At 56.2% G+C, this 20,586-nt stretch carries 12 protein-coding genes, 13 tRNA genes and 1 rRNA gene (1 of these 26 cut by a window edge); 1 reads left to right on the forward strand and 25 read right to left on the reverse strand.

Annotated elements, in window-relative coordinates:
• Window positions 1-76 precede the first annotated feature (76 nt).
• From GZH47_RS10945 to GZH47_RS10985, 9 genes are all read right to left on the reverse strand, one after another.
• Window positions 77-1,210 carry a BMP family lipoprotein gene (locus GZH47_RS10945; protein ID WP_162640131.1) on the reverse strand — a complete coding sequence of 378 codons (1,134 nt, stop codon included), beginning with the start codon at window positions 1,208-1,210 and terminating at the stop codon, window positions 77-79.
• A 510-nt stretch (window positions 1,211-1,720) separates the two neighbouring features.
• Window positions 1,721-4,021, reverse strand: coding sequence for an acyltransferase family protein (locus GZH47_RS10950; protein ID WP_162640132.1), 2,301 nt, complete (start codon window positions 4,019-4,021; stop codon window positions 1,721-1,723).
• Window positions 4,022-4,273: 252 nt separating this feature from the next.
• Window positions 4,274-5,383 (reverse strand): N-acetylmuramoyl-L-alanine amidase family protein, encoded by a 1,110-nt coding sequence (locus GZH47_RS10955; RefSeq protein WP_162640133.1) that lies wholly within the window; start codon window positions 5,381-5,383, stop codon window positions 4,274-4,276.
• A gap of 245 nt (window positions 5,384-5,628) precedes the next feature.
• On the reverse strand, window positions 5,629-6,333 hold the full coding sequence (locus GZH47_RS10960) for a class I SAM-dependent methyltransferase (protein WP_225446441.1): 705 nt from the start codon (window positions 6,331-6,333) through the stop codon (window positions 5,629-5,631).
• 156 nt (window positions 6,334-6,489) lie between these two features.
• Window positions 6,490-7,026, reverse strand: coding sequence for a hypothetical protein (locus GZH47_RS10965; RefSeq protein ID WP_162640134.1), 537 nt, complete (start codon window positions 7,024-7,026; stop codon window positions 6,490-6,492).
• Between the two features lie 112 nt (window positions 7,027-7,138).
• Window positions 7,139-7,651 carry a hypothetical protein gene (locus GZH47_RS10970; protein ID WP_162640135.1) on the reverse strand — a complete coding sequence of 171 codons (513 nt, stop codon included), beginning with the start codon at window positions 7,649-7,651 and terminating at the stop codon, window positions 7,139-7,141.
• Between the two features lie 143 nt (window positions 7,652-7,794).
• Entirely contained in the window at window positions 7,795-8,712 is a 918-nt protein-coding gene (locus tag GZH47_RS10975; RefSeq protein ID WP_162640136.1) for an SMP-30/gluconolactonase/LRE family protein, read from the reverse strand.
• A 14-nt stretch (window positions 8,713-8,726) separates the two neighbouring features.
• Window positions 8,727-9,878, reverse strand: a complete 1,152-nt coding sequence (locus GZH47_RS10980) for a mandelate racemase/muconate lactonizing enzyme family protein (RefSeq protein ID WP_162640137.1) — start codon at window positions 9,876-9,878, stop codon at window positions 8,727-8,729.
• A 185-nt stretch (window positions 9,879-10,063) separates the two neighbouring features.
• Window positions 10,064-10,705: a GntR family transcriptional regulator gene (locus GZH47_RS10985; protein ID WP_162640138.1), complete on the reverse strand. Its 642-nt coding sequence runs from the start codon at window positions 10,703-10,705 to the stop codon at window positions 10,064-10,066.
• Window positions 10,706-10,796: 91 nt separating this feature from the next.
• Between GZH47_RS10985 and GZH47_RS10990 the strand changes: the two genes are divergently transcribed.
• On the forward strand, window positions 10,797-11,429 hold the full coding sequence (locus tag GZH47_RS10990; protein ID WP_162640139.1) for a GntR family transcriptional regulator: 633 nt from the start codon (window positions 10,797-10,799) through the stop codon (window positions 11,427-11,429).
• Between the two features lie 182 nt (window positions 11,430-11,611).
• Here the strand turns inward: GZH47_RS10990 and GZH47_RS10995 are convergent, their stop codons facing one another.
• The 16 genes from GZH47_RS10995 to GZH47_RS11070 all read right to left on the reverse strand — a co-directional run.
• Window positions 11,612-16,618, reverse strand: a complete 5,007-nt coding sequence (locus GZH47_RS10995) for a DUF4132 domain-containing protein (RefSeq protein WP_162640140.1) — start codon at window positions 16,616-16,618, stop codon at window positions 11,612-11,614.
• A 12-nt stretch (window positions 16,619-16,630) separates the two neighbouring features.
• Window positions 16,631-17,053, reverse strand: coding sequence for a hypothetical protein (locus tag GZH47_RS11000; RefSeq protein ID WP_162640141.1), 423 nt, complete (start codon window positions 17,051-17,053; stop codon window positions 16,631-16,633).
• A 181-nt stretch (window positions 17,054-17,234) separates the two neighbouring features.
• Window positions 17,235-17,311 (reverse strand) — tRNA-Pro (locus GZH47_RS11005).
• A 29-nt stretch (window positions 17,312-17,340) separates the two neighbouring features.
• Window positions 17,341-17,417, reverse strand: a tRNA-Arg gene (locus tag GZH47_RS11010).
• Between the two features lie 6 nt (window positions 17,418-17,423).
• A tRNA-Gly gene (locus GZH47_RS11015) sits at window positions 17,424-17,498 on the reverse strand.
• 8 nt (window positions 17,499-17,506) lie between these two features.
• Window positions 17,507-17,589: transfer RNA gene (locus tag GZH47_RS11020), tRNA-Leu, on the reverse strand.
• 28 nt (window positions 17,590-17,617) lie between these two features.
• Window positions 17,618-17,693: transfer RNA gene (locus GZH47_RS11025), tRNA-Lys, on the reverse strand.
• A 10-nt stretch (window positions 17,694-17,703) separates the two neighbouring features.
• A tRNA-Thr gene (locus GZH47_RS11030) sits at window positions 17,704-17,779 on the reverse strand.
• 20 nt (window positions 17,780-17,799) lie between these two features.
• Window positions 17,800-17,875: transfer RNA gene (locus tag GZH47_RS11035), tRNA-Phe, on the reverse strand.
• 20 nt (window positions 17,876-17,895) lie between these two features.
• Window positions 17,896-17,972 (reverse strand) — tRNA-Asp (locus GZH47_RS11040).
• A 42-nt stretch (window positions 17,973-18,014) separates the two neighbouring features.
• Window positions 18,015-18,091 (reverse strand) — tRNA-Met (locus GZH47_RS11045).
• A gap of 26 nt (window positions 18,092-18,117) precedes the next feature.
• Window positions 18,118-18,193 (reverse strand) — tRNA-Val (locus GZH47_RS11050).
• Window positions 18,194-18,270: 77 nt separating this feature from the next.
• Window positions 18,271-18,345 (reverse strand) — tRNA-Glu (locus tag GZH47_RS11055).
• 19 nt (window positions 18,346-18,364) lie between these two features.
• Window positions 18,365-18,455, reverse strand: a tRNA-Ser gene (locus GZH47_RS11060).
• Window positions 18,456-18,459: 4 nt separating this feature from the next.
• Window positions 18,460-18,535: transfer RNA gene (locus GZH47_RS11065), tRNA-Asn, on the reverse strand.
• An 86-nt stretch (window positions 18,536-18,621) separates the two neighbouring features.
• Window positions 18,622-20,586 (reverse strand): 23S ribosomal RNA (locus GZH47_RS11070) (it continues 960 nt past the right edge of the window).

Raw genomic sequence — 20,586 nt, forward strand, 5'->3', positions numbered from 1 at the left:
GCATAAGATCGGTATATAGCAACCAAAAAGAGACGGAGCCTCCGTCTCTTCTTGGATATGACATGCCTACGTTATTTTACTTGATCAGGTCGCCTTGTTCAGCCGCAACCTTCACGTCGCCGCTTTTCAGCTTCGCGATCACGTCGTTGACTTTGGCAATCGTATCGTCCGTCAGGTTCGGATTCTCGGCCGGAATGCCCACGCCATCGTTCTTGATGTCGAACGTCAGCGTTTGGCCGCCTGGGAACTTGCCTTCTTGCAGCGCTTTAACCATATCGAAGGAAGCCTCGTCGACCTTCTTCATAGCCGAAGTCAGGATGATGGATTTGTCGCCTGAGTAAACGCCGTCTTTGTACTGGTCGCCGTCTACGCCGATGATCCAAGCCGTCTTGCCCGCTTGCGCGCGGTTCTTGGCTTCGTTGATCGCGCCTACGCCTACGCCGCCGGCAGCCGTGAAGATCACGTTAACGCCGCGGTCGTACATTTGCGCAGCCAGTTGTCCGCCTGCCGCCGAGTTGTCGAAGCTGCCTTGGTACACGACGTTTTCTTTCTTGAGGCCGATCTTGGTGCCCAGGTTCTCGTTCGCGTATTTCACGCCTTGCTGGAAGCCCCAGTTGTACTTCTGAACCGGCGGAATTTCCATGCCGCCGATGAAGCCCGCTTCGCCCTCCTTCAGCTGAACCGCAGTCGCTACGCCGGCAAGGAAGCCCGACTCGTGTTCCGCGAAGTAGATCGATACCGTGTTGGAACCAACGGCAGGCGGAGCGTCTTTGGCAGAAGAATGAGGCGTTCCGTCGATCAGGACGAAGTTCGCGTCTTTGTATTTGTCTTGAGCGGCGAAGATCGCCGTCTCGAATTTGAAGCCAGGCACGACGATCATTTTGTAGCCGGCATCATAGAGGTTGCCGATTTCTTTCAGGTAGTCGGCTTCCGTCGTGCCAGCCGGTTTCAGGTATTTGTCAGCGACGCCAAGATCTTTCTTCGCGCGCTCCAAGCCTTCCCAAGTGCCTTGGTTGAAGGATTTGTCGTCAATGGTACCGGAGTCGGTAACCATGCCCGCTTTAAAGGATGCTTTCGTAGCCCCGCCGTTCGTACCGCCGCCATTGGAACCGGTATTCGCGTTGTTCCCGCTGTTATTGTCCTTGCTGCCGCATGCAGCCAAAACCATAACTAACATACAAATTACAACTAAACTTAAACTCTTCTTCATGTCTGAAACGCCCCATTCCCTTATTAATTCGTGCTTTATTACCCCTTGTTAAACATTTGTAAAAAGCGACTTTTAACAATTGTTCTTATATGTATCAAATATACGGTGATTTAGCAATTTTGTAAATAAGTTTTGTGGAAAAAAGCTGCCTCCCGCCTCTTGTATGTCAGTTTTATTCACACGTTATTCACGTGTATTCAAGTACCGTGATAGTATTCCCGAAATGATGGAATTCTTCCAAATTTCTGTTCCGGTTTTCGACCGCATCAGAAATAACCCCCTAGCTGACGCCTCCCGATAGGATGGTGCTTGTACTGCTGGAGACGCCGCAATATGAATATAAACAATTTGCCGTATTTATAAGCCGCGACGAAACCGCATGCCTTAAGCTGTGCAGCCGGTCCGAAACAAAGCTGGAGAAATTAGTGACCCAATCGCAGATAGGCCATAAATGCAAAAAGACAGCGAATTTTCGCTGTCTTTTTTACAAGGAGACGATAATGCCTCAGCCTATTTAAGCGCACTCACGATCAAGTTTGCAAAGAACTCGCCGCCGCTGCGTTTCAAGTGAACGCCGTCCTTGCCGAAGAAGTCGTCATGTCCCTTGCTCGCGGTATACCAGTCGATCAATTTCGTGTTCGCGGTGGCTGCGATCGTATCGCTCAGCATTTCATTCACGACATCCTGCCATTTGCGAGGCACGCGAGTATTGATGAAGTAGATCGTCCGGTCGCTGCCGATGGCCGCGATCAGCTCATCAAGCTGCTTCTGCGAGAAGGAGCCGTTCGTGCCAAGCTCGATGACGACCGTCTTGCCCAGCTGGTTCCGCTTCTTAAGATCGGCAATGACGTCGTCAGCCTGCGCCATCTGGCGGCCGACCTTCCCTTCGACGACGATGCCTTTGACGAGCTTCTCCAGGAACGGCTTTGCGTCCAAAATGACGGAGTCGCCGATGACGGTAATGCCGTCTTTGGCAATCGGCAGCTCGGCGGGCGGCTGGACAGGAATCGTGCCGTTGCCATTGTCGCCGCCGGTGTTAGCCGCTGGCGGCGTTCCGTTGCCGGCGGAGGAATCCGGCTTGCCGTTCGTGCCGCCGGTGCTTCCGCCGCCTGCCGTACCGCCCGAACTGCCCGTATCGGCGCTTCCTCCGCTGCCGCTGCCAATAATTCCCGTGCCGCCGCCGGAGCTGCCGTTCCCGCCGCTGGCATCAGTAGAACCATTCGCTCCCGAACCAGCCGTGTTGCCGGCACCCGGACCGGTAGATCCGCCTGCACCGCCTTGGTCTCCGGCGTCCCCTGCCCCGTTTTGATCCGGCGCGGCCGTACCTCCGTCCGAAGCGCCGGGCTTCGAATTGCCCGTGCCTTCGGTGCCGTCAGCGCCGGCGCCATTGTTCGAGCCTGCGTTGCCCGCAGTTCCGCTTCCTGCGGAATTGCCGTCGCTTCCGTCTTCACCGGCCTGATGATCCGTGCCGGTTCCGTTGTTGTTCGGAGCCGTCCCTCCTTGATCGCCGGTCTGAATAATTCCGGCGTCTTGACCGCCACTCGTGCCTCCGGCCGTTAATTGGCCTTTGCCCGTCTGCCCGCTGCCATTGTCGCCTTGCACCAGATTGTTCTGGCTGGAGCAGGAGACGCTTGTAATAATCAAGGCGCAGATGCAAGCCAGCATCACGCCGCGTTTTCTTCCGATTTGGCGTCCTTGGACGCCATCTGCCAAGCGGCTGCGCAGCTTGCCGATAGCGCCTTGGCGAATCGGCTCTTCGATGAAGCGCCAGGACAATTCGGCAAGCGCAATGGAAGCCAGGATCTGGAGCAGCGCCCGCAGCGGATGGAATTCATCCACCTGCGCCATCGGCGTCGACAACGCAATGACCGGATAATGGTACAAATAAATGCCGTACGAGCGGGCGCCGAACCATTGCAGCGGCTTGCTCCCGATGAGGCGGGCCAGCCTGCTGGCCGGATGCGCCATGGCGGCCACGACCGCCGCTGTCGCAATGGACAGGAGAACCATGCCGCCGCGATACAAGAATGCATCATATTCGCCAACGAGCGCGATCATCAGCGCGACGACGATCAAGCCGCCTGTGCCGACGGCGTCGACCGCCATGCTGCCGCGGCGCGAAATCGATGCGCTCAGCTTCCAACTCGGCCAAACGACCGCCAGCGCGGCGCCGATGAGCAGACCGAACGCCCGCGTATCCGTTCCGTAATAGACGCGGCTCGGATCGAGTCCGGGCACATAGAGCATCGCCATCGCACCCGCGGAAGCCGCGGCGCCGGCCAAGATCAAGAACAACAGCCGGCCGCGCCTTTTCACGCTGCGGATCAAGAACACGAGCGCAAGCGGCCAGATAAGGTAGAACTGCTCTTCGACCGCAAGCGACCACAAATGCCCGAGCGGCGATGGAGGACCGAAGCTTTCGAAGTACGAGACGTCGTGAAAGATCAATCGCCAATTGCTATAGTAGAGCAGCGCCGAGACGATCTCCCCCTTCATGGAGGCAAGCCGCCCTGGATCGGCGACGAGCAGCCACGAAGATACGAGGGCCAACATGATCATCATTGCCGGAAGCAGTCTCCGGGCGCGGCGAATCCAGAAATCGCGCAGATCGAGCTTTCCCGCTTTGGCGTGCTGTTTCAATAAAATGTCCGTAATGAGATATCCGGAGAGGACGAAGAATATACCGACACCTAGCAAACCGCCTGGCACCCATGAGAGGTTTAGATGATACGCAATTACCGCGAAAACGGCGATTGCCCGCAACCCGTCGAGCCCTGGCATATACCGGCTGCTTCCAATAGGTCTTGGCATAAAGCATTCTCCTTCCAGAAGGGGAATCGGCCCCTCTTGCTGTCTAAATTACCGCTTATTTCGGCTACATGGACGATTATAAAACGTCCTCTATTTAATGTCGTTACAGAAGAGTTACAACTCCGTATCAATTTGGTAAAGTCGTCCCATTTCCGCTCCGGTCGCGCAGTATCAGGCACGCCAAAAAATAGCCTCCAGCGATGACTGATCGCTGAAGGCCCTTTTTAATACCGGTTAGTCTTTTAACACCCATTAGTCAAAATAATCCGCCAAGCCGCGCGCAATCGCCGCCGCGGCACTCTTCTGATACGCCGAACCGCGGACGTTCGATTCGTCCTTCGCGTTCGAGAGGAAGCCCAGCTCCACCAAGGTGGACACCACATTGTTCTCCCGCAGCACGTAGAAGTCGCCGAACGAAACCCCGTTGCTGCGAAGCCCGATGCCCGACTCGGACAGCTCCGACTCGATCGCATTCGCGAGCGGCCTGTCCTTCTGCTCGGAATAGAAGAACGTCAGCGTGCCGCTCGTCTTCGTCTCCGCGGAGTTGTAATGAATGCTGACGAAGGCATCGGCATGGTTCGACTCGCTGATTTGAACCCGCTCCGACAATTCCGGCTTCACGTCCGTCGTCCGCGTCATGACGACTTTAGCCCCAAGCCGCTGCAGCTCTTGCTTCAGATACTGCGCGGTGCTGAGCGTGAGTCCTTTTTCCTTCGTATCGTAGGTTGTACCGATCTTTCCGGGATCGCTGCCGCCATGGCCGGCATCGACGACGATGAGCTTGCCTCGAATGCCTGTCCCCGACGAATGGGACTGCTTCGGAGCGCCTTTGTCGACGTACTCCTTCGCGATCCATCCCGTTACGCTGGGGGTCGCGCGGATCTTAAGCCAACTCGTCTCGCTGCTGAGAATCGTTACCTGCTCGCCTTGCTTCAAGGAACCGACAACCTTGTAGCCCGTCCCCGGGCCGGAGCGGATGCGCAGCGAATCTGCCGTTACAGTAGCGGTCGAGCCGGGGCTCGTGCTCACCTTTCCGCCCGTGGAAGAGGAGGTTCCTGCCGTCTGCCCGCTGTTGTCCGTTCTGCGGAGCAGGTAGCCGGCCGCATAACCGGACAGGTTGTTTTTCTTGATTTGCACCCAGCCGTCTTCTTCTTCATCCGTGACCGTGACGACGTCTCCTGCCTTCAACTGCCCGACGACCGAAGCCTGAAGCGCCGGCTCGCTCCGGACGTTTAGTGCGGTCGTGCTGACTTTTGCTTGATACGGAACCTTGGTCGTAGCTGCGGCATCATTGGAGCGCAAACCTAAACCACCGACAATAACAACGAGAATAAGAGCAAGACCAAACCATTTTGTTCGCATAGAATCTCCTTCCAGGTCATTTAAAAAGGTAGATTACCATTATAGCAGGACTGGAAAAATCCAACATCGGTATAATAGAACATTCTTCCAAGAAGCAATAACGTAATCCGGGAACATTGCGTAGGTGCTGAGTACTATATCGGACGGCGCCTCCTTGATTTTAAGAAGACTGCCCTGCATTCTCGAAAAAGAAAAAATCGGCGTTCCCGCAGGAACCCCGATTAATGTTCGGTAAGCTATGCTAGTCATTCGCTTCGCGATCCCTCTTCCTGCTTCCTGCCGTACATGACGACGAAGTTGAATGATTGATACACGCAGCCTGCGTCCGAGAAGCCGGCTTGCGCAAGCCATGCCAGCTGCTCGTCCAGCCCCGACATGCGGTCGATCTTCGTCCGTTCATAGGCGGCATCCAGCTCCGCCCTCGTCAAGCCGCTGGCTTCGATCTTGCGCTTCCAATCGTCTTTGTAGAGCGCGTCGATGAACGGCGTACGGCCGAGCACCTGATCGGCGTTGATGAAGATACCGCCCGGCTTCAAGTTCGCATAGGCGTTCCGGTAGACGGCCTGCTTGCCTTCGTCCGAGAGATGATGGATCGATAAGCTCGACACGATCAAGTCGAACGCTTCCTCTTCCATGTAGCTCGTATAGTCCCGGCAAACATAGTCGATATCGGGCTGCCCTGCGAACCGTTCCTTCGCCACGGCCAGCATATTGTCCGACAGGTCGATCAGCGTCAGCTGCGCCTCCGGATGCTTCGCTAAGAGCATCGACGAGAGCAGTCCCGTACCCGCTCCCAGATCGAGAATGCGCGGTTTCGCCGCACCCGCTTCCGCCAGCGAGACGGCCGTTCCATAGTAATCGTCGAAGCAAGGAATCAGCTTGCGGCGCTGCGCATCGTAGCCGTTGGCCGTCGCGTCGAACGTCGAACGCACATGGTTCATGTTTTCCATTTCGCCCACCTCCAAGTTGTTCCTATCATACGCCACGGCGCCGGCCGCGTGAAATACGGAGAACCTATATCGGTCATTGGTTTGACCTATGTCTTGCCGCGTTGCCGCCGTTGCCGCCGTTGCCGCCGTTGTCGTCGCGATGACGCTTCTTAGCAACTACGCCGGCTCTGCCGCAAAAGCCTCCAGTCTCTCCAGCGACTGCACCATATGCTCGATCAGTTCCGGAAGGTCCTCCATCTGCTCCTCGTTGATTTTACGATGGAAATGCACTTCGATCTCGTTCTGGTAACTCGGGGACGGAAGTCCTTCGCCGTACATAAAGCTAAGCATTTGCGTCGGCGGCATCTCCAGCTGCCAGATCTCGGTCAACTCCCGTTCGGTATAGGCACAAGTCGTCTCGATGTCTTCAACGGGCATATAGAAGCGAATCCGGACCGTGCATCCCGGTGCAGCGCCCTGCTGGTCCAGAATCTCGGCGGCCAAATCTTGAAGCGACGCTTCCAGCCGAATTTCAGCGGTGATCCCGCTCCCTTTGGCCAGCGTGAACTGCAGCGCGAACACCCTTCCCATCACGGCCATTTCCAGCCGGTCGACGCGGTGCGTGACGATGACGCGGGCATCGAGGTTGTCCAGGTCGTAGACGTAATTCTCGACGGCCACCTTCAAGTTATCGAATACGGTTGGATCGAACATGCGGACCAGCTCCCTTTTCGGCAAAATAATAGGTTGTCCGTACATACATACGGCAAGCCAAACGAAAAACCCTTCCACGGGTCGTGGAAGGGCATGAATTTAAGTGTACCGGTCATGGAACGAACTGCTGCACGATGCGAACGACCTTGCCGTCTTTCAGCGTCAAATGGTACGGGTACTCGCTCACGTCGACGATGGCGTTGTTGCGGTAAATCGCCTTGAACTTCTCCAGCGAAACCGATTGGTTCCACTCTGTCGTAACGTTGACCAGGCTGCCCGTGCGGTCATAGATCTGCATGTACACGGCGGCATGCGGATCGATCTCGAGCGTCTCCAGCTTCTGATCGTCATTTACGATATAGTAACCGTCCGGCGCGCCATCCAGTCCGGAATCCGGTTCATCCTTCAGGAACTCTTCGTCTGCCGCTTTCCCTTCGAACCATTGAATCGGATCCGCCTGCAGCGTTTCCCGGCCGTCCTGATTTTCGATGCCGTGGATATAAACCGTGATCATATCGGGCGTTTGCTTGACGGGCGCATAACCGTTGTCGAGCGCTGACACCGTGGATACGAGCGTCGTTAATCCCAGAATAGTTAACGCAATACCAATCGCACGCTTTTTCATCGAAATACCATCTCCTTGCCGGTAAGCTAGCAGAACTCCCATGCCGCCTGCTTCCGTCTCTATATCTCTACTATACCCCAAATAAGAGACTTTGCTACCAGCCCGGAGACGGGTTTTGGTTAAAGTTTCGATTAAGCTTTCTTCTAAGCTTTCGCCGCCCGGTAAGCATGCGTCGGCGTGCCTTTCACGCCGGGCCGGTAGGTGAAAATACCGCCTGCATGCGGCTGCTCCGCCAGCTCCTGCGGCGTCAATCCGATGCTCGCCGACGTGATGTACAGGATATCGAGCTCATCGCCGCCGAAGATGCACGACGTCGCTTTCGCTGCCGGAACGTACACGGCATCGAGCTTCTCGCCGGTCCGCGGGTTCCATCTGGACACTTGCCATCCGCCCCAATGCGCGATCCACAGCATGCCCTCGGCATCGATCGTCATGCCGTCCGGCGCGCCCGGTTCGTCGCGGAAATCAATGATGATCCGCGGGCGATCGATACTTCCCGCAGCAAGATCGTAATCGAATGCCGTGACGGTGCCTTTCATGGAATCGATATAGTACATTTCCGTTTCATCGGCGTTCCACGCAATGCCGTTGGAAACGCCGACGTTCTCATATGCCTTGCGGCAGTTCCTATCATTGTCCAGCACGTACAGCGCGCCGGTAACGCCGGTCTCGGCATCCATCATCGTGCCTGCCCAGAAACGTCCGGCGGAATCGCATTTCCCGTCATTGAACCGGTTAGCCGGCTTATCCGCCTCCGGGTCCGCGATGTTCGTCAGCTCGCCCGTGCGGCAGTCGTACCGCTCGAAGCCGTCGCGCGTCGAGAGATAGACGACCTCGCCATCCTCGGCATCGCAGACGACGGCTCCGACCGTTTTGCCTACCCGGAACTGCTGGTTGACGCCGGAAGCCGTGTCGAACCGTCCGAAGGACAGGCCTTGAATGTCCACCCAATACAGCTTGCCTTGCGCGGCATGCCAATGCGGTCCCTCTGCCAAAATCGCTTTCGCATCCAGCAGCAGCTCCGCCGCATGCGCGAACTGTTTTGCAATTGCCTGCGTCATTCTCTCATCGCTCCCTATTCGTTGACCGTCTCGCGCTTCTCCCAGCCTTGCTTGAACAACGGGAGCCAGTTGCCCACTTGGTACGGGTGCTTGTCGATTTCCTCCAGGTTCAGCTCGACGCCAAGACCCGGTCCTTCCGGCGGCGTGAGATAACCGTTCTGAACTTTAAGCGGCGGCATCAGCACCTGCTCTTCCCATGGTTCGTTGAATTCATCGAAGATCTCATGCAAATAGAAATTCGGCGTCGCCATGTTCAAATGGCTGCAGACGACCGAGCAGACCGGCCCTTGCGCGCTGTGCGGCGCCGTGACCCCGTTATGCGCATGGACCATGCCGCAAACCTGCTTCGACGCGGCAATGCCGAGGAACTGCGGCTCCAGCTGGATAATGTGCACCGCGTCATGCCGCAGCAGCTCCGCGAACTGTTCGCGGGAATAGTAGTCCTCGCCGCACGCGACCGGTACGGGACTGCGTCTCGCGACCTCGACCATCGAGGTGATAAGATGCGGCGGAACCGGCGCTTCGAACCACGTCGGCTCGTATTTCAGCATGGCGTCCGCGAACTGCAGCGCGGTCGAGACGCTGAACCGGTTATGGCCTTCGATCAGAATATCGACGTCCGGGCCGACCGCTTCCCTCACCGCTGCAATATTCTCGATCGCCGCCGCAAAATCCTGCCGGGTCACCGTCCGCCAAGCCGCGCCGAACGGATCGAATTTGAGCGCGGTGTAGCCTTTCGCGGCTACGAGCTTGGCTTTCTCGAAGAAGTTGTCCGGCGTGTTCGGACCGCGGTACCAGCCGTTGGCGTACGCGCGGAGTTTATCGTGGCATTGCCCGCCGAGCAGCTTGTACAGCGGCTGGTTCGTCACCTTGCCCATGATGTCCCAGCTAGCGGTTTCAATTGCCGCCAGCGCAGAGCCTTGAATTTGCCCGCCGTCCGAATACACGTCGCGGAACAGCTTCAAGCTGATCGTCTCCACATCGAACGGATCGCGGCCCATGACGAGATGCTTCAATTCATGAATGGCAGCCTCCACCGTCTTCGCAAAACCATTCAGCGTTCCCTCGCCCAGCCCAGTCACGCCCTCGTCCGTATCCACGAGTACAAACAGCCAATTCTTCCACGGATTGCCCAAAATAAACGTGCGAACATCGGTAATCTTCATCCTTGCGTCGCTCCCTTGCACGAAGAATAACTGCTAGCTCCAACGTAGCACAGGGGTTTCCGAACGCACAAGATGTCTAACATGTATACATGTTATGATTGGTTTGCGTCAGATGATTGGTTTGCGTTCACTGACGGAGGTCAGGGAATGCAGCATTTATCTACTTCTTCAGCATCGCCCTTCTCTCAAAACATAATCTTCTTCACGTACTCGATATGCGCCTCGACCAGCCTGACCGACAAAGCGGCGTCCTGCCCCGCCAATGCCTGCCGTAACTGCCGATGCTCCTCGATGCTGCCGATCAGCCGCCGCTTGTTTTTGACGAACGTCATACGGACGACGAGCAGAAACTTATCCTGAATCCGCGACATCACTTCCATGTATTCCTCATTGTCGAGACCGCCGACGATCATCGCGTGGAATTCGCGATCCAGCTCCACATAACGGGAGATGTCATCCTGCCGAATCGCTTCGTCCTGCAGCGCAAGGTTAGCATCCAGCCTCTGAAAGAAAGCCGCATCCATCCGTCCCGTCAGCTTCCGGGCGGCATACGTTTCCAATGACAGCCGCAGCTCATAGAACTCCAAGATCTTCTTCAACGACAGCTCCTGCACGAATACGCCTTGCTTCGGCGCAAGCTTCACGAGCCCCATCATCTCCAGCCGGTCCAGCGCCGAGCGGATCGGCGTCTTGCTCATGCCGAGCAGTTCGCTCAGAAACTTCTCCGACAGGAACGTGCCGCCCGTCCAATCGCCGCCGACGATATGCTTCTTGATGACCTGGAACGCCGTCTCGCGAAGCGTCACATTCCCCTCTTGCCTGCTCACGCGGTTCATCTCCTTATCCGGGCCCGCAAGCCTATGTTATACTTCAAACTAGTTCCTCAATAGTTCCTCGAAAGGAGGCGCGTCATTACCTATGTCCGCTCCTTCGCTCCGCGATCAAGCCTATCATATCATCTACGAACAAATCGCAGCAGGTGCGCTGGCCGGAGGCACTGTCACCTCCGAGGTGCAGCTGAGCGCTCAACTGGACATGAGCCGGACGCCTGTCCGGGCCGCCCTGCAGCAATTGGAAACCGAAGGCTTCGTACGCATCATTTCGAAACACGGCGTGCTTGTGCTGGACGCCTCCGCGCAGCGAACCGGCGACCTGCTAGAACTGATCGCCGCCATTTTGCTATTCGCGGTTGCTTCCGTCCGTCGGCTTGATCCGGAAGGGCTCGCCGAGCTGTCGCTTAAGCTGGCTGCTGAACTTCAAGTACGACTGGAAGCGGACAAGCTAGACGCCAATCCCGAAGCTCTCTGCGCATTCGAGCTGTCGGCCATCCGCAGCATACTCGCGCTCGGCCGCAATCAAGAGATGCAAGAAACAGCGGAGCGATCCGCCTCGCGCCTGTTCTGGCTGAGCTCAGGCAGACGCTGGACGGCACCTTGCCGCGATGAGATGGCTGATGTCATGCAGCTGCTGCTCCATCGCTTGCCCGCTTCCAACGATGCGTTTCACGATGCTATGCAACGCTATTTGCGAATGCTGAAAATGAATTGGTGATCCTTCAAAGCTTTTTCAACATAAACCAAGGCCAAGCATGCATGCTTGGCCTTGGTTATTTTTACGATTTGAATCTATAGCGCCGGCGCTTCTGCTTCTGGATGCACCCTAACGAAAGGGGCGGACGCTTTTAATTACCTTTAGCCTATATCTATTTACGAAAAATCCCGCCCGCGAACCTCTTAACTCCCCGCATACTGCTTGATCTGTCTCAAGATCGTCGGATCCTTCAGCTTGCGATCCTCCGCGAGCACGATGATTTTCGATAACACTTCCGCCGTCCGCGGATCGTCGTCGACGAACGGCAGGAACAACCGGCCGCGCTGCTGGCCGTGAACCGCCAAGATGTGAAGCGCGCCTCCGGCTGTCTGGTGGACGACACCGCTGCCCAGATGGACGCTATATTCGCCAAGCACGCCTTCAATAATCGCGTGAGCGCTCTTGAACGTTACATTGCTCAGCTTCAGCAGCGGCATAAGCTCGGCAGCCATCGCCGCACGCATCTCGATCGTCGATAGACTGGCATCCGGATCGACGCCGCCGACATGGGCTACGCTGACGACCAGATCAATGTCCCGCATGACCTCGGAGAAAATAACCGGCGGCACGTCCGCTAACGCAACCCGCTGCCACGTGTCCAAATGGAAGAACTCGACCGTCTCCAGCGTCGGCGCCTCCATCTCCGCCGGAGTAAACCAATCGGCCTGCGCATACATCGTCGCCATGATACGTTCCCGATGGTACACCTTCTGCAGTCCCGCTTGGTGGCTGACCGTCCACCGCCTTGCTTTGAACAGCGCGGCCGCTCTGCGCTGCTGCACTTGGTGGCCGCCGTATCTGCCGGATGCCGCGCCGTTGGAACGCTCGTCCTCCGTGAGCAGATACAGCTCCCGGAACACCTGCTTGAACGGCTGCACGATTTTCTCGGCGAACAGCTGCCGTTGGAACTGCGGCCATTCGCCGCTCTCGTAGAGATCGAACGAATGCGCAACCCACAGTCGTTCTTCGCCCCGGATCACCGTAAGATCGCCATTCACGCCGCGCAGCGAACCGTCCACGAACCAGCCTAAGCCGCCGCTCTCCGTTCGGAATACGAGCCGTCCAACCAACGGAGCCAAGATCGGATTCTTCTCCAAACGGACCAATTCCCCGCATGTAAACGCCTCTTGATTGACCATCGCCTGCTCGAACGCGGCCCGTGCGCGCTGGAGCTGCGCCTTCAGCGACGCCTGAGTCTTCTTGAGTTCTTTGAACGCCTCGTACCCTTTCAGCCCCGCAGGCACTGATTTCAACGCTTTCCCGTCTTTCGTCACCAGCATCGAGGTTTGCCCGAATTCGTCGACGGCGAGCGACGCTTCCCAGTACCCGATTGCCATAGGCGCAAAATGGCCCGACAGCGCTTGGAACGCTTCTGCCTCCACGTGCCAGATCATCCGCGTCAAGTCCGCGAATCCTGCATTGCGGGACAGATTCTCGAGCGCAAGCTGCACGACGGCCGATTCGGACTCCCGTCTCAGCGCGCCGAACGTTTTGCTTATCTTCAGAAATTGCTGCAGCACTTCATAACGATGCAGCAAATCCTCCCGATGATCGCCGTCCTTCTCCAGCATTGGCACGAGTCCGTAACAGAGCACATAATTTTTGTTCCGCTTCTCGATCATCTCCGCTTCCAGCTCCGCCAGCTGAAGCTTGCCCAATACGGCATCCGCGAACAGCTGCGCCCGGCGGTGGTTCGCTCCGTTCGCAATATATTTCGCGCTGTCATAGACATGTCTGAACCGTTTATCCCCAAGCTTGCGATATGCCTGATGGAACCAGTCGATGTCGAAGGCGCCCTCCTGCAATTGCCGGGGCGGGATAGACGAGTAGCGGCCCACCATCGTTTCCTTATCCGCCGTCAAATAATCCGTCGTATGCGCATGGAAATACCAGCAAGCCGACGAAAGCCCCTCCCACTCCAGCACCTGCTCCACCAGATCGATCCACTGAGGTGCGTACATGGCCGCTTCGATCAAGCGCCGCTCGGGAACCTTATGCCCGCTCAGCAAAGCGCGAAGCGTACCAGCGTCCTCGCCGGCACCTGGGAACACATGCTTCAGCATCCGGCTGAGCGAGCCCTTCTTCGTGCTCACGCCGAACCAGTCGTAGCCTCTGGCGAGCGACTCGGATCCCAAGCTGAGCAGACACTGTACAAAATGCCTCGCGCCCTCGAAACGTTGAATCCCCTCCGCAAGCCGGCTGACCGGCGTCGCAATATCCCCGCGCTTCATCTCGATCTCCGCGATACGGTCGACCGCCCGACGGGTCAGCCGCTGTCCGATGGGATACTTCTCGAGCGAAATGCGATGATAGGCGGCGTCTCTCGTCAGCGCGTGCAGATGCGTTCTTCCATGGTCCCCTTCGAACAGTTCGCGATAAAATTCATTCTCCGACAGGATGCCGGCTTCCAGCGCGCCGAGCAATTCCTCCGTCTCCAGGATCGGACCAGCATACTCCTGCCGCTCTAATTTCGCGATGCGCTGCCGCAGCCGGAAGCTCTCCCGGAACTTCCCATCCTGCCATCTCCATTCGTCCCGCCATTCCGTTTCGTCCGCGCCGTACAACCCGAAATCTTGCAAATGTTTCAGCCAGAACTGAACTTCCTCGGTATCGACGACATCCCCGAAATGCACTTCCCCGTTGCCGAAACGCAGCCTCCCCTGCCTCGGCCGATTATCCTGCTTCTGCACTTGAGAATCGGCCATCAGACAGTTGTAAATCGCCACGGACGTATGATAGACGATACGGTAACGCTCGTCCTCCTGCTCCTCCTGATACAACGCTCTGCAGAGCATTCTTATAAACCAGCTATAGTGCAGCTTTTCTTTAAAGATTTGCAGGCCGCTCTGCTTCAATGAAGCGAAAAGTCCGTCCAAATGCGGCGTATGATAGTTCTCCTTGAAATCGTCCAATTTAAAGCCGAATTGTTTCGAACCAGGCGCTTCAAGGTACCAAATCAGCTGGATAAGCCGTTCGCCGTCCAACCCTTGTGAACGGGCAAGCTCACGCCATACATCAGGGAACGGAAACTGATCCATCGGCTTGACTGCCCGCATTCGCAGTGCCTGGAACCCCCATTCCCCTTCGGATAACAGCAACGTTTGCTGCGTTCCATCCCCGAGCTCTAGCACGAATTCCTCGTTCCGCAGCTCATGAATCCGATCGCTCCAGACCTGAAGGATTTGCTTCAACTCCTCATGACCTGTGCGGAAAATCCCTTCCAATGTCAGATGCTCCGGCAGAGGAGACAGTTTATCATGCATCGATGGATCATACAAACCGAAGCCGTGCATGGGATCATCCGCCGAAATATCCTTCTCGACGATACTGTCCAGCAGCACCTTTTCCCGCGACGTCGGCTGCTTCAATCCGCGTGCCAGCCCCAGACAAGCTTCGAAAATCGGACCGTGCCGCTCGGAATCCCGCATCTGCACCATGCATTCCAGCCCTGCCAGCCGCTTCTCCTCTTTCTTGTCGGTCAGCAGCCGTCCGACCGTCGCCTTCAGCTCTTCAAGCGGCTGCTTGAACAGCAGCTCCAGCGCGTTCTGCCGTATGTCCCCGGCTTTATATTGCAGCAGCTGCTCGACTCTTGCATATTCCTCAGGCATAAGCGCAAGCTTGCTCACGCCTCGCATAGCCGCATGACGTACGCCGGCGCCTTTATCGCCAAGCGCGTCGATTAGAGCGCTCCGTTGTTTATCGTTGCGGGCATGCCCCAGAACGGCAGAGCAGAACGTCTCTCTCGTCCCGGGACTCATCGTCGGCAGCAGCTCCAACAGCTCGTCGCCCATCTCTTCGCTCCCCGTCTCGATGGCCAGCACGATCATATGCAGGCAGACCGTATCGGCTGAGATGGTATACGAGGAATAGTCCTGTTCCCAGAACGTTTGCTGTTTAATAGGCACAATCGCCAGAAGCTTCCGAAACTGACGAAACAGAGCGATATCCGCCTCGGTCGCGTTTCTTAGCTTCGTTCTGTGCCGCAGCGAAAATGCCGAATCCGTCCCATCGTGCGTCGACAAATTCGCCAACACTTTCGCCAAGAAATGAAGATGCGTCATTCCGCCAGCCTCGGTATTGATCAAGAAGCCGGACGCAAGCTTATGCTGAAAATCCTCTTGCTGCGTATGCTGCAGCAGCTCCAGCGCGGCAACCGCCTTGTATACCTCGCCGGTGCCGATAGCAAGCAGAATCGGCTGCTGCAGCCATGCCGTCTCGTCTACGGCAAGCGCCCAAAGTCCGATATAGAACAGCTGCGCGTCGCTGCTGTTCAGACACGCCGTCAATGCGTCGCGGTCGGTCAAGCAATCATAGGCACTCTGCAGGCACTTGCGGATAACCGCCGGCTTGTCCATATCGAGCACGATGGCAGTCCAGGTGCCGAAGGCGCGGACGATCGAAGGAAACCGCAGCAAATCCGTTTCCAGCACCAGCTGGAGCATCAGGATGAACGACTCGCGGCTTGTCTCGTCCGCGCACTCCATAATCGTTTGGCGCAAGCCTTCCTGCAATTTCGCAGACAGCAGAAGCTCGCCGATCGCGCGGCGAGCCTCGACGTTGTGACTCATGAGGCAGCCCTTGATCATGTTTCGCGTCAGCTTCGCGCCGCTATCGTCGCTCTCGATCACGCGCTTAACGGCTTGCAGTGACTGATCGTCGCCTTGATCGATGGCAAGCGCAATCCAATCGTGAAGGAAGGGATGGTTAGCCGCATCTTGCAGTACAGCTTCCACTCCCCATGCATACCCTTGCGCGACAAAATGAACCGCAGCCGCCAGGCGGCGCAAATTCAGCGGCAGATAGAGCCGGGACTGCTCGGGCGACCGAAAAGGCAGTCGGCTGAGTCCGCTTGTGTACGGATACAGGACAGATCGGTCCCAGATGGCTTTGAACATCGCCGCATGCTCTTCGCCGATGAGCTTTGCCACAACCTCAAGCCGCTCACCCTGGAGCGCTTCGCTGATATGATTCACTTGTGCAGGCCAGAAGAGTTTCTCCAACATCTGCGCGGACTGGACCGTCGGGTCCTCCACGTCGGCCAATACGGCTTCGATCAACCGGCGCTTCGACTCCGGCCAGCGGGCAGCCTCTTCCCGTTTGCTCGCGATATAACGTTCCAAATCTTGCTTCTGTTCACTGGCAGTCCGCATTTGTCGGCTCCTTTATGGCCATAATCGACCCGCGAGCATCGTCAACCGAATGAAGACGATGCGGTCGTTCTCGTTTACCTGCAGAGGTGAATCCAATTCGTCGATCACCTCTTCATTAATCACGACTTTGTATAACCCGTCTTCGAAAGCTTGACAAGCTGTCTCAATTGACGTCCGAACAGACTGATTATCTGCCTGATAGCGGCGGCCGAACCCTATCTTCCCGTTAGCCGCCTGCTCCTGCATATCTTCTTGCGTCAGCAGCCGAACAAAATCCGCTTCGAGCTCGAGCGCGTTGTAACGCTCCACTTCCTGCGCGACAACCTGCCCGATTAGATGCCGCAGCGTCATCGGCGCTTCTTGCAGCAGGAGTGGCCGTTCGCCTATTACGGGCTGACGTTTGCCGATCTGCTTCATCAGAATGAATACCTGCATCTCATCGCCTTGCCTTCCTTCGAGCTATGTAGGCCTTAATCTACATCATTCTTGGCGTCTCGATCTTTTTCCTCTTTTTAACAATAAATTCGCGCGGTCAACGGTTCTCAGCGATAGCGACTCATGGCATTTAAACACAAAAAAACCTCCTGCCGGTAGCAAGAGGTTATCATTTAAATAATGGTCGGGATGACACGATTTGAACATGCGACCCCCTGGTCCCAAACCAGGTGCTCTACCAAGCTGAGCTACATCCCGTTAATGCATGAATGACTTGGATAAAAAAATGGCGCGCCCTGAGAGATTCGAACTCCCGGCCTTTTGATTCGTAGTCAAACGCTCTATCCAGCTGAGCTAAGGGCGCAAAATATGGAGCGGAAGACGGGAATCGAACCCGCGACCCTCGCCTTGGCAAGGCGATGCTCTACCGCTGAGCCACTTCCGCATTAATGATGGTGCGCGTAGAGGGACTTGAACCCCCACGGTCGCCCGCCAGATCCTAAGTCTGGTGCGTCTGCCAATTCCGCCATACGCGCGCAAAAATTCATTTTCAATAAGTGAAAATGGTGAGTCATGTAGGATTCGAACCTACGACACCCTGATTAAAAGTCAGGTGCTCTACCAACTGAGCTAATGACTCAAAGAAAAAATGGTGCCGGCGATAGGAGTCGAACCCACGACCTACTGATTACAAGTCAGTTGCTCTACCAACTGAGCTACACCGGCATAATGTGAAACAAACGAAATGGTGGCTCGGGACGGAATCGAACCGCCGACACGAGGATTTTCAGTCCTCTGCTCTACCGACTGAGCTACCGAGCCGTTTGAGCAAGTGAATTAAATGGCGGAGCCGACGGGATTCGAACCCGCGGTCTCCTGCGTGACAGGCAGGCATGTTGGGCCACTACACCACGGCTCCGTATAAACATTCACTTCGGAACTTGTCCGAATATGTCTCATTTGGTTGCGGGGGCAGGATTTGAACCTGCGGCCTTCGGGTTATGAGCCCGACGAGCTACCGGGCTGCTCCACCCCGCGTCATTTCAAGCCTTGCTATGCATTTATGGTGGAGGCTGACGGGATCGAACCGCCGACCCTCTGCTTGTAAGGCAGATGCTCTCCCAGCTGAGCTAAGCCTCCATAATGTTTAACCCCGGGGTCCCCGAAAAGTACTCGGATTAACCTTCAGCGCATTACTCCACTTTTTGGGGTGAAATTGGTGACCCGTAGGGGACTCGAACCCCTGTTACCTCCGTGAAAGGGAGGTGTCTTAACCACTTGACCAACGGGCCTTATTCGATGAAGCAAATCTGGCGGAGAAGGAGGGATTCGAACCCTCGCACCACTTACGCAGTCTAACCCCTTAGCAGAGGGTCCCCTTGAGCCACTTGGGTACTTCTCCATAATGGCTCCCCGAACAGGACTCGAACCTGTGACAACTCGATTAACAGTCGAGTGCTCTACCAACTGAGCTATCAGGGAACAGTATGTTATTCGGGCAACTTACACCCTGAAAACTGGATACGAACCTTTGCGAAGGTTTCTTGCTTAGCTGAAACGAGTTGTTCTTGGATAAGCCCTCGACCGATTAGTATTCGTCAGCTCCACGCATTGCTGCGCTTCCACCTCGAACCTATCAACCTCGTCGTCTTCAAGGGGTCTTACATACTGGGAAATCTCATCTTGAGGGGGGCTTCACGCTTAGATGCTTTCAGCGCTTATCCCGTCCGCACTTGGCTACCCAGCGATGCTCCTGGCGGAACAACTGGTACACCAGCGGTGCGTCCATCCCGGTCCTCTCGTACTAAGGACAGCTCCTCTCAAATTTCCTGCGCCCACGACAGATAGGGACCGAACTGTCTCACGACGTTCTGAACCCAGCTCGCGTACCGCTTTAATGGGCGAACAGCCCAACCCTTGGGACCTACTTCAGCCCCAGGATGCGATGAGCCGACATCGAGGTGCCAAACCTCCCCGTCGATGTGGACTCTTGGGGGAGATAAGCCTGTTATCCCCAGGGTAGCTTTTATCCGTTGAGCGATGGCCCTTCCATGCGGTACCACCGGATCACTAAGCCCGACTTTCGTCCCTGCTCGACTTGTAGGTCTCGCAGTCAAGCTCCCTTATGCCTTTGCACGCTACGAATGATTTCCAACCATTCTGAGGGAACCTTTGGGCGCCTCCGTTACATTTTAGGAGGCGACCGCCCCAGTCAAACTGCCCACCTGACACGGTCCCTGTACCGGATTACGGTACCAGGTTAGAACTCCGATACGATCAGGGTGGTATCCCAACGATGCCTCCATCGAAGCTGGCGCTCCGATTTCCAAGGCTCCCACCTATCCTGTACAGATCGTACCAAAGTCCAATATCAAGCTGCAGTAAAGCTCCATGGGGTCTTTCCGTCTTGTCGCGGGTAACCTGCATCTTCACAGGTATTAAAATTTCACCGGATCTCTCGTTGAGACAGCGCCCAAGTCGTTACGCCATTCGTGCGGGTCAGAATTTACCTGACAAGGAATTTCGCTACCTTAGGACCGTTATAGTTACGGCCGCCGTTTACTGGGGCTTCGGTTCATAGCTTCGCCTTGCGGCTAACCACTCCCCTTAACCTTCCAGCACCGGGCAGGCGTCAGCCCGTATACTTCGCCTTACGGCTTCGCACAGACCTGTGTTTTTGCTAAACAGTCGCTTGGGCCTTTTCACTGCGGCCCCCTCGGGCTATTCACCCTACCGAGGCACCCCTTCTCCCGAAGTTACGGGGTCATTTTGCCGAGTTCCTTAACGAGAGTTCTTCCGAGCGCCTTAGCATACTCTGCTCGACTACCTGTGTCGGTTTGCGGTACGGGCACCTTCACCTGGCTAGAGGCTTTTCTTGGCAGCCTGAACTCATGACCTTCGCTACTGCAATTTTCGCTCCCCATCACAGCCTAGCCTTAACGATGTGCGGATTTGCCTACACATCAGCCTCACTGCTTGGACGGACATCCATCAGTCCGCGTCACTATCCTTCTGCGTCACCCCATTGCTCGTAACGGCTTACGGTGGTACAGGAATATCAACCTGTTGTCCTTCGACTACGCCTTTCGGCCTCGCCTTAGGTCCCGACTTACCCTGAGCGGACGAGCCTTCCTCAGGAATCCTTAGTCTTACGGCGGACAAGATTCTCACTTGTCTTTTCGTTACTCATACCGGCATTCTCACTTGAATGCGCTCCACCAGTCCTTACGGTCTGACTTCAACGTACATTCAACGCTCCCCTACCCCTGCAACATAGTTGCAAGCCATAGCTTCGGTGGTGTGTTTAGCCCCGTTACATTTTCGGCGCAGAGTCACTCGACCAGTGAGCTATTACGCACTCTTTAAATGGTGGCTGCTTCTAAGCCAACATCCTGGTTGTCTTTGCAACTCCACATCCTTTCCCACTTAACACACACTTGGGGACCTTAGCTGATGGTCTGGGCTGTTTCCCTCTTGACAATGGATCTTAGCACTCACTGTCTGACTCCCGGATATAAGTACATGGCATTCGG

Source organism: Paenibacillus rhizovicinus (genome assembly GCF_010365285.1).
GTDB classification, from domain to species: Bacteria; Bacillota; Bacilli; order Paenibacillales; family Paenibacillaceae; genus Paenibacillus_Z; species Paenibacillus_Z rhizovicinus.